Origin of the sequence: Rhodococcus aetherivorans, from assembly GCF_025722975.1 — a bacterium.
In the GTDB taxonomy this organism is placed as follows: domain Bacteria; phylum Actinomycetota; class Actinomycetes; order Mycobacteriales; family Mycobacteriaceae; genus Rhodococcus; species Rhodococcus aetherivorans.
The window spans coordinates 5758138-5773156 of sequence record NZ_CP106982.1; the positions used below are offsets into that span (position 1 = coordinate 5758138).

The 15019-nt window shown below is 67.8% G+C and carries 16 protein-coding genes; 10 read left to right on the top strand and 6 right to left on the bottom strand.

What is annotated here, in order from left to right; all coding sequences use genetic code 11:
* Nucleotides 1-6: 6 nt before the first annotated feature.
* From OCS65_RS26400 to OCS65_RS26410, 3 genes are all read left to right on the top strand, one after another.
* Nucleotides 7-606 carry a TetR/AcrR family transcriptional regulator gene (locus tag OCS65_RS26400; RefSeq protein WP_251550146.1) on the top strand — a complete coding sequence of 200 codons (600 nt, stop codon included), beginning with the start codon at nt 7-9 and terminating at the stop codon, nt 604-606.
* A 602-nt stretch (nt 607-1208) separates the two neighbouring features.
* Nucleotides 1209-1424 carry an SRPBCC family protein gene (locus tag OCS65_RS26405; protein WP_006942019.1) on the top strand — a complete coding sequence of 72 codons (216 nt, stop codon included), beginning with the start codon at nt 1209-1211 and terminating at the stop codon, nt 1422-1424.
* Nucleotides 1418-2533, top strand: a complete 1116-nt coding sequence (locus tag OCS65_RS26410; RefSeq protein WP_152103850.1) for a nitroreductase/quinone reductase family protein — start codon at nt 1418-1420, stop codon at nt 2531-2533. Before OCS65_RS26405 ends, OCS65_RS26410 begins: the two co-directional genes overlap by 7 nt.
* A 115-nt stretch (nt 2534-2648) precedes the next feature.
* Here OCS65_RS26410 and OCS65_RS26415 read toward each other — a convergent pair whose 3' ends face one another.
* Nucleotides 2649-3314: a GAP family protein gene (locus tag OCS65_RS26415; RefSeq protein WP_006942023.1), complete on the bottom strand. Its 666-nt coding sequence runs from the start codon at nt 3312-3314 to the stop codon at nt 2649-2651.
* A 266-nt stretch (nt 3315-3580) separates the two neighbouring features.
* A complete protein-coding gene (locus OCS65_RS26420) occupies nt 3581-4642 on the bottom strand; it encodes a LacI family DNA-binding transcriptional regulator (protein WP_050034490.1) in 1062 nt (353 codons plus the stop codon).
* A 250-nt stretch (nt 4643-4892) separates the two neighbouring features.
* Here OCS65_RS26420 and OCS65_RS26425 point away from each other — a divergent pair, with 250 nt between their 5' ends.
* From OCS65_RS26425 to OCS65_RS26445, 5 genes are all read left to right on the top strand, one after another.
* On the top strand, nt 4893-5429 hold the full coding sequence (locus OCS65_RS26425) for a 2,4'-dihydroxyacetophenone dioxygenase family protein (RefSeq protein ID WP_006942026.1): 537 nt from the start codon (nt 4893-4895) through the stop codon (nt 5427-5429).
* A 132-nt stretch (nt 5430-5561) separates the two neighbouring features.
* Nucleotides 5562-6566: an alcohol dehydrogenase catalytic domain-containing protein gene (locus OCS65_RS26430; protein ID WP_043802259.1), complete on the top strand. Its 1005-nt coding sequence runs from the start codon at nt 5562-5564 to the stop codon at nt 6564-6566.
* A gap of 38 nt (nt 6567-6604) precedes the next feature.
* Complete coding sequence (locus OCS65_RS26435) at nt 6605-7966, top strand: MFS transporter (protein WP_006942028.1); 1362 nt, start codon at nt 6605-6607, stop codon at nt 7964-7966.
* 90 nt (nt 7967-8056) lie between these two features.
* On the top strand, nt 8057-8845 hold the full coding sequence (locus OCS65_RS26440; protein WP_050034489.1) for an SDR family oxidoreductase: 789 nt from the start codon (nt 8057-8059) through the stop codon (nt 8843-8845).
* 28 nt (nt 8846-8873) lie between these two features.
* Nucleotides 8874-9713, top strand: coding sequence for an HpcH/HpaI aldolase/citrate lyase family protein (locus tag OCS65_RS26445; RefSeq protein ID WP_263508143.1), 840 nt, complete (start codon nt 8874-8876; stop codon nt 9711-9713).
* A 57-nt stretch (nt 9714-9770) separates the two neighbouring features.
* Here OCS65_RS26445 and OCS65_RS26450 read toward each other — a convergent pair whose 3' ends face one another.
* Nucleotides 9771-9944 (bottom strand): hypothetical protein, encoded by a 174-nt coding sequence (locus OCS65_RS26450; protein ID WP_006942037.1) that lies wholly within the window; start codon nt 9942-9944, stop codon nt 9771-9773.
* A gap of 25 nt (nt 9945-9969) precedes the next feature.
* Entirely contained in the window at nt 9970-10140 is a 171-nt protein-coding gene (locus tag OCS65_RS26455; protein ID WP_263508145.1) for a hypothetical protein, read from the bottom strand.
* Between the two features lie 522 nt (nt 10141-10662).
* Between OCS65_RS26455 and OCS65_RS26460 the strand changes: the two genes are divergently transcribed.
* Together OCS65_RS26460 and OCS65_RS26465 are read left to right on the top strand one after the other, a co-directional pair.
* Nucleotides 10663-11307 carry a dihydrofolate reductase family protein gene (locus tag OCS65_RS26460; protein WP_263508147.1) on the top strand — a complete coding sequence of 215 codons (645 nt, stop codon included), beginning with the start codon at nt 10663-10665 and terminating at the stop codon, nt 11305-11307.
* Nucleotides 11308-11433: 126 nt separating this feature from the next.
* The gene (locus tag OCS65_RS26465; RefSeq protein WP_037201361.1) at nt 11434-11763 is read left to right on the top strand and encodes a hypothetical protein; all 330 of its coding nucleotides are present in this window, start codon (nt 11434-11436) and stop codon (nt 11761-11763) included.
* A gap of 89 nt (nt 11764-11852) precedes the next feature.
* On the opposite strand, the gene OCS65_RS26470 is transcribed toward OCS65_RS26465, so the two are convergent.
* Together OCS65_RS26470 and OCS65_RS26475 are read right to left on the bottom strand one after the other, a co-directional pair.
* Nucleotides 11853-13085 carry an SLC13 family permease gene (locus tag OCS65_RS26470; protein WP_139310938.1) on the bottom strand — a complete coding sequence of 411 codons (1233 nt, stop codon included), beginning with the start codon at nt 13083-13085 and terminating at the stop codon, nt 11853-11855.
* A gap of 398 nt (nt 13086-13483) precedes the next feature.
* Complete coding sequence (locus OCS65_RS26475) at nt 13484-14920, bottom strand: amidase (protein WP_029547170.1); 1437 nt, start codon at nt 14918-14920, stop codon at nt 13484-13486.
* Nucleotides 14921-15019 lie beyond the last annotated feature (99 nt).

The window sequence follows — 15019 nt, forward strand, 5'->3', positions numbered from 1 at the left end:
GGCCGAATGCGCCGGGTACCGCAGCAGCGCCGCTCGCAGGAGATGGTCGAACGCATCGTCGCCGCCGGCCGGGAGGTCCTGCTCACCGACGGATACGAGAGCGCCTCCACCAATCGGATCGCCGCCGCGGCGGGCATCAGCCCCGGATCGCTGTACCAGTACTTCCCCGGCAAGGACGCCATCGTGGCCGAAGTCGTCGACCGCTGGACCGAGGAGGTGCAAGCTCGCATTTCGCACGTGTTCACCGGTGCGCTCGACGCCCCCACCTGGACCGAATCGGTGCGAACCAACATGCGGGTGCTGCTCGAGGCTCTCGGCGAGAACCCCCGCCTGCTGCGCGTGCTCATCGAGCAACTCCCCCGCACGCCGGACAGCCGGCTGGTCGCGTTCGAACACCGCATCGACGCGCTGCTGGCCATGTGGCTGCGCTTCAATCCCGGCCGGCGCCCGATCGAGCATCCCGAGGCCATCGCGTGGATGCTCGTCCGGACCGTCGAGAACGTCGCGGTCGGCTACGTGCTCGATCAGCCGCCCATCGAGCCGGACGTCATCGCGGACCAGCTGACGGCCATGATCACCGCCTATCTCAAGGAAATGCTGGACTGACACTCGACACCTCGCCCGCTTGTCGTCGACCGATCAGGCAGCTGAATGAAACCGGACCGAGTTCGATGCGGTTCGATGTCCCTCGGGGTCAACACAGGAATCGTGCCCGGACCGGCGAAGTCGAGGTCGGATACGTGCAGGACACCGGTAGTCCCGTCGCGACGACGCCGGAATGTTCCGATCGGCGCCATGGCCACCAAGCCGAGGAGCTGCACGTGTCGGTGAGCACACTCGAGCGGTGGGTCGCCGGCTATCAGTCGGCAGGTGTTGCCGGCTCGGCCGATAGCCGCATCCACAGTCGGTATGCCGTTAATGTGGATCCACCGCGGGACGCGGCGTGCGTGCGGGTGCTGGACCGACATGTCGCCGCGTCCACGCCGGCGCGCCGGTCACGGCTGCCACCTCGGGGCGTGCGACTCCGATGGTCGAGGACCGCAAGCTGCGCCTCGCCGGCGAACAGTACCGATTCGGAGGATATGAACCCGCGACCACACCGCTGCGCCCCAGTAGTTCGCTGAGTTCTTCTGCGAACTACTGGAGTTGCCGGCCGTATCATTCGAGGTAGTTTCCCAAGCATCCGAGAAGGTCGACAGGAGAGCACCATGGCGACCATCACCGGGGAGATCCTCATCCACCGGCCGGTTGAGGAAGTGTTCGACGTCGTCATAGACAAGCGCAACGAACCTGCCTACACCCCGCGGATGCTACGTGCGAACAAGCTCATCGATGGGCTGATCGGTGTCGGCACCCGCTTCCGCTGCACAGTGACGTCCCCGTCGCAGCCGCCGGTACCCGGGATGCCGAAGGCATCGTGGTGACCGGTGAGCAATCGGCCCCGCGGCCGCACCCCGCGCCCGCCCCGACGACCGCGTCAGCGATGCTGATCGATGAGTTCCTACCGCACTACGACTACTCCATCGCACACGCCGACATCGTCCGCGCCCACCCCCGATCGTGCTACCGCGCCGCGCGTCAGCTCGACCTGTTCCAGGCCCCGCTGATCCGGACGCTCATCGGTCTGCGCGCCCTCCCCCAACGCCTCATCGCGCACCGGACCGGCCCGGGAGTAGCTGCCGCCGCTGCACCGACCTTCCGGCTCACGGACATGACCGACCATGGCTGGGTTCTGCTCGCAGAAGCACCGAATCTCGAGATGGTCCTCGGCCAGATCGGTCGCCCGTGGGCGGCTGCCGACGCCTCGTCCGGTCCGAACGTCAGCCCGGATGGCTTCGCCACCTTCGAAGAGCCGGGCTTTGCCAAGATCGTGCTCAACCTCAGAGTCGCCCCATACGGCGCCGAGTCGTCGATTCTCACAGTAGAAACGCGCGTCGCCGTGACCGATGCGGAGAGCAGACGGCGGTTCGGCCGCTATTGGACCGTCGTCGGTCCCTTCAGCGGCCTGATCCGCCGGAGCGCCTTACGGCTGCTCGCCACCGAGCTGCGCAACTCCGATTCGAACGACCACACGAACAGTGCTGCCCGGCGCGTCGAACGGCTCGAGACACGCATCGAACACGTCGTCGACACCCGTTCGGTCGGGATCGGGGCATGGCTCATCCGACGGACCCGGGGCCGGATCGTGCGTCCGTGGCACCGCCGAGCGCTCATCCTCACCACCCGTGGGCGACGCTCCGGCCTGCCGCGCACGGTACTACTGCAGTACTTCCCGGACGGCCCAGACCTGATAGTCGTCGCAGCGAACAGCGGGCTGCCAACCCATCCGGGCTGGTATTTCAACCTCAAAGCCGACCCCCAGGCCCAGGTCGAGGTCGACGGCGAGACGAAACAGGTTCGCGCCGAAGAGCTGACACCCCAGCAGGCAGCCGCGTTCTGGCCGCGGATACTGCAGACCGCCCCCGACTATGCCAGGTATCTTCGCCGCACCGATCGCGTACTTCCGCTCCTGCGTCTCATCCAAACCGTCTAGCGCAAACCCGTAACTCGCCACCGTGGAGACCACCACCGCAGTGCAGAATTGCCGACGTCGTTGCATCGATCCGGCGGCAACAAGCCTGCCGACGACGGAGCTTCAGGGCAGGCGTCTACAGCCCGGCGATCCCGTTGCCGATCAGAAGCACGCCCAGAATCAGCAGGACCGCCGCCATGATCGCCGCGTGGTGCCGGGTCATCCACTCATCGGCCACGGCGAGCGCGCGATCAGCGCGGTCGGTGAACACGCCCCGAACCACGGCCGGGGCGGCCACGCCCAGGCTCGCCACGACCGTGAAGACAACCAGCGCCACGACCTGCTCGAGTACCCGCGCAGTCGCGTCCGCGATGACCGCTGCGCCCGCCGCGACCAGGGCGAGGTTCTTCGGATTCGCCGCCGCAAACAGAAACCCCAGCCGCAGAGCCCGTCGAGCGGTCATGGTCTGTGCGGCCGCCATCCACCCTGGCACGGTGGACTCCTCTCCGGCCTGCGGCCGCGCCCGCCACTTCCGGACAGCCATCAGGACCAGCACGATCCCGAGCGCGAGTTTCACAGCACCGGCCCACCAGGTGGGCTCGTCGGCCAGCATGATCACATCCGCCACCGCGAGCACCACGGCGCCCACGACGAGCAGGCCCGCAACCCAGCCACCGACGAAGGCGTACGACACGCTCACCGGCCGCTTGGTGACCAGGAGCACCGACAGCATCACCATCGGCATCGCGGCCAGCAGCAGGCCGACCGCAATCGGTAGGGACTGCCCGATCGCGCCTGTCACGAGTCACTCCTCGGAGTACCGATCATCGACGAAGGGTAGTCGCCTCAGCCATCCGGTGGGGACGGCACAGGCACGCGATCTTCTCCGGTCCCTGTGGAAAGGGGGTTGTGCGCAGGTGCAGCCACCATGCCCGTACCGGGACGGATGCCCTTCCAACGACGTATCGAGCACGCCTCGCCCTCGTTCGGCCATGCCTGCGCATCGGTTCGCCCATTCGGCGGTGCGCAGCGCTCAACCGGATCGCTACGACGCTCCGGTTGAGCGAACTATCCGCGGCGGGCGGTCGTTTCCCGTACCTGAATGCTGTAGGGCAGTAGTTCGTTTCGTGGGGGACTCTCGTCGCCGGTGATCCGTTGGATGAGCATGCGGGCGGCTCGTTGCCCCATCAGGTCCCGCGGCACCGTCACGGTGCTCAGCTGCAACGGGCCTGCGCTCGAGAAACTCATGTCGTCGAAACCGGTCAAGGCCACATCCTCGGGTACGCGCTTGCCGATTTCTCGGCAGACGTCGAGAACGCCGAGGGCGATCAGGTCGTTGCCGCAGACGATCGCATCGGTTTCGGGGTGTTCGGCGAACAGCGCCCGTGCGCGCAGCGCCCCGGAGGCGCGGGTGAGTTCGCCCCACAGGTCTGGTTCGTTGATCGCCTGCAGGCCTGCTTTGGTGAGGGCGTCGCGGTATCCCGCCATGCGGTTGACGGACACACTGGACGTGTCGGGACCGCCGAGGATCGCGACTTTGCGTCGGCCGGTGGCGACGGCGTGGGAAGCCATTTCGAACGAGGCGGAATAGTCGTCGATGCCGACCCAGTCGGAGGGCTCGTCCTCGACCTTGCGATAGAGCTGCACCACGGGGATGTTCTCGTGCCGGAGCTTGTCGAGGAGCGGCTTGTCGTCGGCGACGAGCGAGGTGAAGATCAGGCCGCTGCAGTTTCGATCGACCTGGGCCAGTGCGACATCGGCCTGGCGGGAGCCATCCACGCCGACATGGGAGACGAACACCTCGTAGCCTTCTTCGGCGGCGGCAGCGACCACACCGCCGGCGACCTCGGTGTAGAAGGGGTTGGCGATGTCGGCGAGGAGCAGTCCGATGGCTTTCGTGGTACCGGCGCGAAGCTCCCGGGCGATTCTGCTGGGCCGAAATCCCATTTCTTCGGCGATGGCGAGGATCCGTTGACGTCGCTCCTCGCTCACCCCCGGCGCCCCACTGAGCGCGTAGGAGACTGCTGCCGAGGACACCCCTGCCCGACGAGCGACATCGCTCATCGTCACTCGGCGAGGACGCCCTCCGCGGGGACGGTCCCCGCTCTGGGGGTGGGAGACATCAGCCATACCGAAAGCTTAGTCGGTTAAGCACTCGGCACAGGCCGGGACTTCCTGCCACGGCGTGCGCCCAGGTCCGACTGATTCGGTTAATCAGATTGACTTACCGGCATGGCGGACTCGAGTCGCCCCATACGAACGCGACGCCGCCCGCATATGACCAGGTGGACGCGTAATACCTCCCTGACATCTTTGGGGCTTGTGCGCTGGAACACAGGGCTGTACCGTAACTTATGCGATTAAGCGAAAGGAGAGCATCATGAGTTCCACCGTTGAGATGAGGGACGAGGCCGCGGTCGCGTACACGGGGCCCAAGCCGTATGGCATGAGTGACGACCTGATCGTTCCGGGTGCCCTGGACCTCGACTGCGACGAACGGCTGTGGGTCCCCCAGTCCCAGGACGTCGAGTTCCGCCCGCTGGTGCTGTCGGCGAGCCAGGGCTACTTCGTGAACATCCTGCGAGTACGCCGCTCGGGAATCCTGTCCCGCCACCGGCACGCCGGCGCGGTGCACGCGTTCACCCTGCGCGGCCGTTGGCACTACCTCGAATACGACTGGTGGGCCGAAGAGGGCACCTACGCCTTCGAGCCGCCCGGCGACATCCACACCCTCGAGGTCCCCGAAGACGTGACCGAGATGGCCACCCTGTTCCACGTGAGCGGCGCCTACATCTACGTCGACGTCGACGGCAACACCGTCGGCATCGAGGACGTCTTCAGCAAGATCGACAAGGCCCGCGCCCACTACGAGACGGTCGGTCTCGGCGCCGACTACGTCGACCGCTTCATCCGCTGACGCCGCTCCGGCGGACACCGCCCGGCCTGGTGCAACCACACCGAGTGCTCTACGCACGCGGGGGCGGTGTCCGCCGGCATCTCACCCTCTTTCAGCCCTGAGCCCGCCCGCGGGCGAAAGTACAGGTTCCCCATGCGAGCTCTCACCAAGAAAAGTGCCATCCCCTGCGACGTCCGCGTGCAGAATTTACCCAAGCCCGAACCGGGCCCGGGACAGGTGCGGGTTCGCACCGAGGCCTGCGGCCTGTGCGGCAGCGACGTGCACGCCTGGCGTCACGACACCGGCTATGAATGGATCCGCCCCCCGGTAGTGCTCGGACACGAGGCGGTCGGATGCGTCGAAGCTCTCGGTGATGGTGTCGACCCGAACTGGCTCGGCAAGCGAGTGGTGCCCGTGGCGATCGACGGCTGTGGGGTATGCACGCTGTGCGAGCGCGGCTTCCGCCAGATCTGTCCCCAACGCACTGTCCTCGGGCTGTCCTTCGACGGCGCCGCCGCCGAATCGTTCGTCGTCTCCGAGGTCCGCCTGGTCGAGGTGGACCGCGACCTGCCGGCGTCGACACTGGCCCTGACCGAACCACTCTCGGTCGCCTGCCGCGCTGTAGCGCACATCGAGAACGCCGGCGAGGGCCCCACCCAGGTGGTGGTCTCCGGACCCGGACCGATCGGCACGATGGCTGCTCTCGTCCTCGCCCAGCGAGGCCACGATGTCGTACTTTCAGGAGTCGACAACGACGAGAACGGGCGATTGCCGCTCGCCCGTTCCCTCGGTCTGCGCACCGTGATCGCCGGACGGGACGAGCTGCCGTTCACCCCTACCGCCTGGGTCGACGCCTCCGGTTCGACCGCGGCACTCGACGCCGCCATCGCTGCCGTCCTCCCCGGCAGCCCCATCTCCGTCGTCGGCCTGTTCGCCCGCACCGGACCGGTCGACTTCAACGCCGTCACCCGCAAGGAGATTCGCCTGCAAGGCAGCTACGGATCGACCAAGGTCGACTACCGGGCCGCTGCCACCGCCATGGCCGTCGACCCGACACCGTGGCCGCAGCTGGTGACCGAGATTCCCCTCACTGACGCGGCTTCGGCACTCGAACGTGCCGCGGCCGGCCACGACATGAAGGTCGTGCTCGTCCCATGACCACACCGGACCCCACCCCTGTCCCGAAAGGCCACGCCATGTCCAGTTCCGATGTCGCTGTCGAACCAGCTACTCACGCGGCCGGGCGCACGTCGATCGTCAAGGTCGCCTTCGCCAGCATGATCGGCACAGCCGTCGAATGGTACGACTTCTTCCTCTACGGCTCTGCCGCCGCGCTCGTCTTCGGGCCCCTGTTCTTCCCCGACAGCGAACCTGCCACGGCCACCCTGCTCGCGTTCGCGACCTTCGCGGTGGGATTCTTCGCCCGACCGCTCGGCGGCATCGTCTTCGGTCACTACGGCGACAAACTCGGCCGCAAGAAGATGCTGGTCGTCAGCCTGCTCATGATGGGCGCCGCGACCTTCGCCATCGGATTGCTGCCGACCTTCGCGAGCATCGGCATCGCCGCGCCGATGCTGCTCATCGGCTGCCGGCTACTGCAGGGCTTCGCCGTCGGAGGCGAATGGGGCGGAGCAGTGCTCATGGCCGCCGAACACGGCGACAACGATCGTCGCGGATTCTGGACCTCGTGGACCCAGGCCGGCGTTCCTCTCGGAAACCTCCTCTCCGCGGTGGTTCTCTGGGTGCTGGCGTTGGTCCAGAGCGACGAAACCTTCGATTCCTGGGGATGGCGAGTTCCCTTCCTGCTCAGTGCAGTACTGGTCCTGATCGGTCTCTGGATCCGTCTGAGCATCGAGGAATCCCCCGTCTTCGCCGAAAACAAGAGGGCCCTCGAAAACCACAAGAGCGAACACGCCCCCATCATCGAAGTCCTGCGCAAGTACCCGCGCGAGGTGCTCATCGCCATGGGACTGAGACTGGTGGAGAACACCTCGTACTACATCTTCACCGTCGTGGTGATGACCTACATGGTCACCTACCTGGATATGCCCAAGAGTGCCGCGATCGCCGGTGTGCTCATCGCCTCCGTCGCCCAGTTCTTCCTCACGCCGCTCATCGGCGCCCTGTCCGACCGAGTCGGCCGTCGACCCCTCTACTTCACCGGCGCACTCGGCGCCGGCATATGGGGATTCGTGTTCTTCCCCCTCATCGACACCGGCAACCAGACCATCATCGCGGCGGCCATCTTCATCGGCCTGATCTTCACCACACTGATGTACGCGCCACAGGCGGCGATGTTCTCCGAGTTGTTCGGCACCAGCGTCCGATACAGCGGCGCCTCCCTCGGCTACCAACTCGCCTCGGTGTTCGCCGGCGGTCTGGCCCCCGTCATCGCAGTCTCACTGCTGGGAACCGTCGAGGAGAAGAACACGATCGCGGTCAGCATCTACCTCGCCATCCTGGCCGTGATCACCATCATCGCCGTGATCGCCGCGAAGGAAACCGCCCGCACCTCCCTCGTCCACGACCGGGTCCTCGACGAGGCCACCCGGAACTGACAACGCCGCCGGGCCGGTGTGCGGCGCTCACCCGCACACCGGCCCGGCCAAAAGGTCTCGTCTCCCGATCCGAGCAGAAAGAGCTCTCGCATGAACGCACCCGTCCACACCCCGGTCCTGGACCTGTTCCGACTCGACGGCAACGCGGCCATCGTGACCGGGGCATCGCGCGGTTTGGGCCGCGCGCTCGCCATCGCACTCGCGGAGGCCGGAGCCGACATCGTCGCCGTCGACATCGGGGAACTCGATCAGGTCGCCAAGGAAGTGCGCGCCCGGGGAGTCCGCTGCGCGACCCGCACCGCCGACCTCAGCGGCCTGACCCCCGAATCGGCGGCAGAACTCTTCTCCTGGGCCAAGACCGAGTTCCCGCACCCGACGATCCTGGTCAACAACGCCGGCATCATCCGCCGTGGTCCCGCGACCGAAACCACACCCTCGGACTGGTCGGCGGTGCTCGACCTCAACCTCACTACCCCCTTCCTACTCAGCCAGGCCTTCGCGCGGTCCGCCCTCGACGACAACGCCGCCGCCAGCATCATCAACATCGCATCGGTCAACTCGTTCCAGGGCGGGATGGAGGTCCCGTCCTACGCCGCCTCCAAACACGGAATCCTCGGCTTGACGCGCGCTTTGGCAAACGAGTGGGCGGCCCACCACATCCGCGTCAACGCGATCGCCCCGGGCTACATGGAAACCGAATTCACCGCCGCCCACCGCGACGACCCCACCCGGGCCGAGAACATGCTGCGTCGCATCCCCACCGGCACCTGGGGACGGCCGGAAGACCTCGCCGGCGCGGTCGTCTTCCTCGCCTCGGCCGCGTCCGCCTACGTCACCGGCACCGCCCTGTCCGTCGACGGTGGATGGCTGTCCCGATAACAAACAGCGACTACCTGGAGGACCGCCCATGGCACCGATGCCCCCGGACCATCCCGTCGTCCCCGCCACCGATGCCCGATCGTGGTTGCTCGTATCCGCAGCCCACAGCCGGCATCTCGGTGACACGTGCACCGGAGCGGCGGACGCCGTCATCTACGACCTCGAAGACGGTGTCGTCCCCTCCGCGAGACCCGCGGCACGAGAAGCCCTCTACCTGTGGCTCACTCGCGGCGGCACCGGCTGGGTCCGAATCAACCCCGCCGGAAGCGAGGACTGGAACCACGACCTCGACGCACTCGATGGAGCACCCGGACTGCTGGGCGTGATGCTCGCCAAATGCGAATCGGCAGAACAGGTCACCGAGACCTTCATACGATTACCTGCCGGCACCCCCGTCCTGGCACTCGTCGAGTCGGCACTCGGCATCGAACGCGCCTACGACATCGCTTCCGCAGAACCAACTTTCCGGCTCGCCTTCGGTAGCGGCGACTTCCGCCGCGACACCGGGGCAGCCGATCTAGCACCGGCCCTGTCCTACGCGCGGGGACGACTGGTGGTAGCGAGCCGAGCAGCGGGACTGCCCGGCCCCATCGACGGCCCCACACTCACCACCGCCGAGGACGCGCTCACCGACGCGCTCGCCGTGACCCGCACCATGGGTTTGTCGGGCAAGCTGTGCATGCACCCCGAGCAGGCCCCCGTCATCAACCGCGCCCTGAGCCCTACCCCGACCGACATCGACTGGGCCCGCGACGTCATCGACCAACTCGGCGCGGACGGCACCCGCGTCAGAGACGGTAGCGACATCCCCCGGCTGGCCCGAGCCCGAGCGATCCACCGCCTCGCCTCCGTCTTCGCTCGATCGTGAGGATAATGGGACAGGCGTGACGAGAACCCAGTCGGCAGCACTCAGCGGCGGTGGGTGTCATGACAACGGAGACAGCACCCAGTACCGGCGGACGAGTTCGGGATGGCGAGCTCGCAGATGCAGACCGCACCACAGCGCGCAGTCGTCGGCGATCCACGGCCAGGCATTCCGGTCCCACTCGGCCGGTTCGGCGACCGCGTCCGCGACCGTGTTGTCCGCGCGTCGGTCCAAGGATCACGGTGGGATCGTCCCAGCGTCACGTTCGAGGCGCGGAGGAGGATGCGACCAGCACGGCCGGGACCGGCCTCGGTGCACGCTCGGCGGATTCGTCGGTGGCGCCGAGCACCACGGCAACGTCGTCCTCGACGACGGCAATGGGCGCCCCGCCGAGACCGGGGTGGTACCGGCTGTGCTGACCTGTGGACAAGGGCTGGCTGCTGCCCGGCAGCAGCTCATCGAGGAGTGGGCCGGTCGACCGCCGGGCGATCGACCCTCGGTCCCGGCAGGCGATGCCGTCCAAGAGTTGGCCGACGGTGGCGATGGCGTGCTGTCGGCGAGGATCGACGAGTCGGTTCCCATCAGCGCGGCACCGCCACCTCCATCAGTACACCGGTCTCGATCCGTCCCGTGGTGTCGAGGTCGCGGGTGAACCACGTCGGGCTGCGATGAATGCCGCAGGAGGGATGGGGATCGGTTCGGTGAACCTGTGCATCTCATGCCTCGAGCACTCGACGAACCGCGGCACGACGGCCACGGACCCGGGGTCACCTGCGATCACCATGGCCGGGCGGCCGACGCCCCGACAAGGAACTCTGTTCCCCGGTAGTTCCTCCCGTCGTCTCTCGAAGTGATCCGAATTTCGGATGATTGCCACCCCACCGATGAGTTTGTCCACCCCATGGAGTCTCAATCTCCGTATCATCCTCATCGAGAGTGCGGGAGGAACCGAGTGAATCAGCTGCTGAGAATCCAGAACTTCACCGTCTCGTGTGACGGCTTCGGGGCCGGTGTACACCAGAGCCTCGAGAGGCCGTTCGGACACGCCGACCCTGGCGAGATGTTCGCGTGGGCCGGCGCGACGGCGAGCTGGCCCATGCGCACAGACCCTGGCGGCAGCCGTGGCCTCGACGACTACTTCACGCGGGACTACGCCCGCAATATCGGTGCCGAGATCATGGGCCGCAACAAGTTCGGTCCCCAACGCGGGCCTTGGCACGACCACGAGTGGCGCGGATGGTGGGGCGACGAACCCCCGTTCCGCACCCCGGTGTTCGTGCTGACCCACCACCCGCGCCCGTCGTTCACCCTCTCCGACACCACCTTCCACTTCGTCGACGGCGACCCGGCCACGGTCCTCGAGCGGGCGCGAGAGGCGGCGCGGGGCAAGGATGTCCGACTCGGTGGCGGGGCTACCACCATCCGGCAGTTTCTCGAGGCCGACCTCGTCGACACCATGCACGTGGCAGTCTCGCAGGTGCAGCTCGGATCCGGAGTACGACTCTGGGAGTCACCCGATGAGCTACTCGACCGGTTCCATCTCGAGGTCGTGCCCAGCCCGAGCGGCGTGACGCACCACCTGTTCTGGCGAAGGTGACACCCGGGCACGGACTTCTCTCGCATTGAAGTCACCTCAGCCGAGTCCGGTATGCGGCGTTCCATATCCAGGGGTTCCGAAAAAATCTACTATCCGGGGATAGTTCGTCGTTGATACCGTCGGCGGATGGCTGTCCGCTACCACGTCACCTCCGTGCTCAACCGTGCTTCCATCTCGCGATACGGCCTGGACTGGAATCGGATGGATGCCGCGCCCGGTATCGCCGGTAGCCGACGGCCCGAGCAGCAGGGCTGCTTCCTCTGCGCCGGCGAGTGGGAGCGGGACTGGTTCGTGCAGATGAACAACACCGGCGGCGCGGTCGACGTGTGGGAGGTCCACGGTATCGATGCCGAGGATCTGGTCGAGTCTCCGGAGGGCCACTACTACTTTCCCGGGGTCATTCCCGCCGCCCGTCTGCGGCTGGAGCAACGGGACGTGCCGCCGGTTCACCGCTGAGGGCTGGTCGCCGGAGCCGGGACGCTGCACCGTGCAACGAGTTCGACCCGGAGGTTGCGCCGAGGTGGTCGGTCAGGTCCGACGCGGAGTCAGGTGACGATCCACAGCGCCAGAACCGCGACGACCAGGGTGAGCGGCGTCGTGATCACGCCGAGCCGGGTGTAGGTGTAAAGGTCCGGACGGCCGGCGGAGCCTTCGAGCAGACGTCGCCACAGCATCGTGGCGAGGGAACCGACGTAGGTGAGATTCGGACCGAGGTTTACACCGAGCAGCGCAGCAAGGATCAGAGCGGGCGGGGCCCCGGGGCCCAGAGCGGTGAGGAGCATCAACGTCGCGGGAATGTTGTTGACGACGTTGGCGGCCACCGCGGCTGCGGCCGCCACCCCGAGCAGCGCCCCGAGGCTCGGCTCGGTGGGCAGCACGTTCGCCAACGCGTCGCCGACGGGGCCGGACGAGACGCCGGCGACAACGACGGCCAGCGCGAAGACGAACACGCAGAACCACAGATCGGCGGCGGCGAGAACTCGCCGAGGGGTGGTGCGATGCCGCCGCAGGGCCGGGACGGCAAGGGCCGCCGCGCCCATCGCCGCCGCCCACACGGGTTCGATCCCCAGCGGCCCCGTCGCCGCGAATCCGACGAGGGTGGCGGCGACGATCCCGAGCGCGTAACGCGGCGCGTGCACGGGCGGTATCGGGTCGGGTTGCAGCGGTGGCAACGAGGCGAGGTCGCGCGCGAAGAACCACCGGAAGACGAGACCCTCGACGAGCACCACCGCGAGCCACGGCAGCGTCATGAGGACAGTGAAGTGCAGGAATGTGAGTCCGGTAGCGGTGAAGGCCAGCAGGTTCGTCAAGTTGGAGACGGGCATCAGCAGCGACGCCGAGTTCGCCAGGTGCCCGGTGGCGTAGACGTGCGGTCGGGGCGACATCCGCAGCGCCGTCGCGGCCCGCAGGACGATCGGCGTCAGCAGGACCACGGTGGCGTCGAGACTGAGCACGGCGGTCACGACGGCGCTGGTGACGAACACAGCGTTGAGCAGACGTCGCGGGTCGTGATTCGCGCGCCGGACGAGAACCGACGCCACCCACGCGAACACGCCGAGCGCGTCGGCGAGATGCCCGAGCACGAGTATGACGGCGAGGAACGCAACGGTCGGGAACAGCGTGCGCAGCTGCTGCTCTACTTCGTGCGGGGTTACGACGCCGAATGCGACGACTGCGGCCGCGGCCGGCAGTGCCACGAACACCTCCGGCAGTCCCCACGGACGCATCACGGCGAAGACGAGCACCCCGGCGAGCATCGCCACCGCTACAGCAACCACAAGGTCGATAGTGCCAGCGCACGAAATGCTCGGGCACCGAACTCCGAGCACGCGATGAACGTCCAGAATCGGCGCGCCGACAGGAGCAAGCCGGCATGTTCCCTGCCGGAGGTCCTGCTCGCCTCGGCAGCGGCACAAGCGGTCTCGCTACGCCCTGCACCTTCGCCCCGCCCTGCCCATTCCACCAACGAGCCGGGGTCAGCGCTGGTGCGCCGTCAGGGCATGCCCGAACGGCGCACCCACGACTATGGGGGGCTACGGGCGGATCGAGGGCGGTTCACCGAAAGAGACGCGTGGAATCGGCCCGGCACCGTCGCACCCAGGTCTTTCGCCGGCTCGGACTCGCGGCGTGCGAGCGGCGGCCCCGGTTCGCGCCTCGACGCCGGGGCCGCCGCCGGTCAGGCGTGGACGCGAGGACGGCGATGCGCCCACGGCATCGCCCGCTCCATCGTGCCCGCCAGTTGCAGCAGGGTCGCCTCGTCTCCGTAGCGCCCGGCGAACTGCACCCCGACCGGCCAGCCCTCGTCGGACTGCCCGAGCGGCAGCGAGATCGCCGGATGCCCAGTGGTGTTGAACACCGAGGTGAACGCTCCGTAGTCGAAGATGCGGTCGTACCATCCGCGCGCGTCCAGCTCCGGGTTGTCGGCGTCGAGGTGCCCGAGCGGGACGGTCGGTTGCGCGGTCGTCGGTGTGAGGAGCACGTCGTACTCGCCGAGGAAGCGTGCCACCTCGCGGCGCACCGTGTTGAACACCCGGTCGGCGGCGTACAGATCGCGCGCGGTGAGCGTCGCGCCGTACCGGGCGCACTCGAGCGTCGTCGCCTCCAGGTGCTCGCGGCTGGGGGTGACGCCCAGCAATTCTGCGGTTGCGTAGACGCCGTCGGCGAGGAAGCTGCACCAGGCGGTGAAGTTCGCGTCGTCGAAGGTCTGCGCGTCGATACGCGGGGCCGCCTCTTCGACGTGGTGGCCGAGTCGCTCGAGTACTGCCGCCACCTCCTGCACCGTGGCGACGGACTGCGGGTCGACCGCGCGGGACGGGTCATACGGGGTGGTGCACACCGCGATCCGCAACGGCCGCACGTCCTGCCCGACCAGCTCGGCGAACGGGCGCTCGGGCGCCGGGAGCAGATACCGATCGCCCGGCTCACTGCCGTGCACCGCGTCGAGCAGCCCGGCACTGTCGCGGACGGTGCGCGTCACCGCGAATTCGATGCCCAGGCCCATGAGCGGGTCGGCGTATTCGGGTCCGGGGGTGGTGCGGCCCTGGGTCGGCTTCAGGCCTACCAGCCCGCACGCGGCGGCGGGGATCCGGATCGACCCGCCCCCGTCATTGGCGTGTGCCATCGGTAGTGCACCCGCCGCCACCAGCGCCGCCGACCCGCCGCTCGACCCGCCCGGGCTGCGGTCGGTGTCCCACGGGTTGCGAGTGGGGCGCCCGTACGCGGCGGCCGCCTCCGTCGACGCGTTGAACCCCAGCTCCGGCGTGGTGGTCACGGCCATGGTGGCCAGGCCCGCGCGGCGGAAACGCGCCATCAGATAGGTGTCCTCCGCGGGCACGAGACCGTCGCCGAACAGCCGGCTTCCGTTGCGCTGCGGGACGCCGGCCGCGTGCGCGATGAGGTCCTTGATCGCGAACGGTACGCCCGCGAACGGGCCGTCGCTGCTGTGATCGAGCGGGGTGGCGAACCGTTCGCCGGCGACTGCGCCGAGAACCGGATCGACGGCGTCTATCGCCCGCGCCGCGACGTCGTGCACCTCGGCCGGGCTCACCTGCCTGTCAGCAATGAGGCGGGCCAGGCCGGTTGCGTCGTGCGCGGTGTAGTCGTTGATGTCCACGGTGATCTCCATTCGGGGGAACGAACGGCCCGACAGTAGGGTGACGCCCGTAACACAACATCGGCCGAACGACCGATGCGCGAACGCCGAAACGATGCC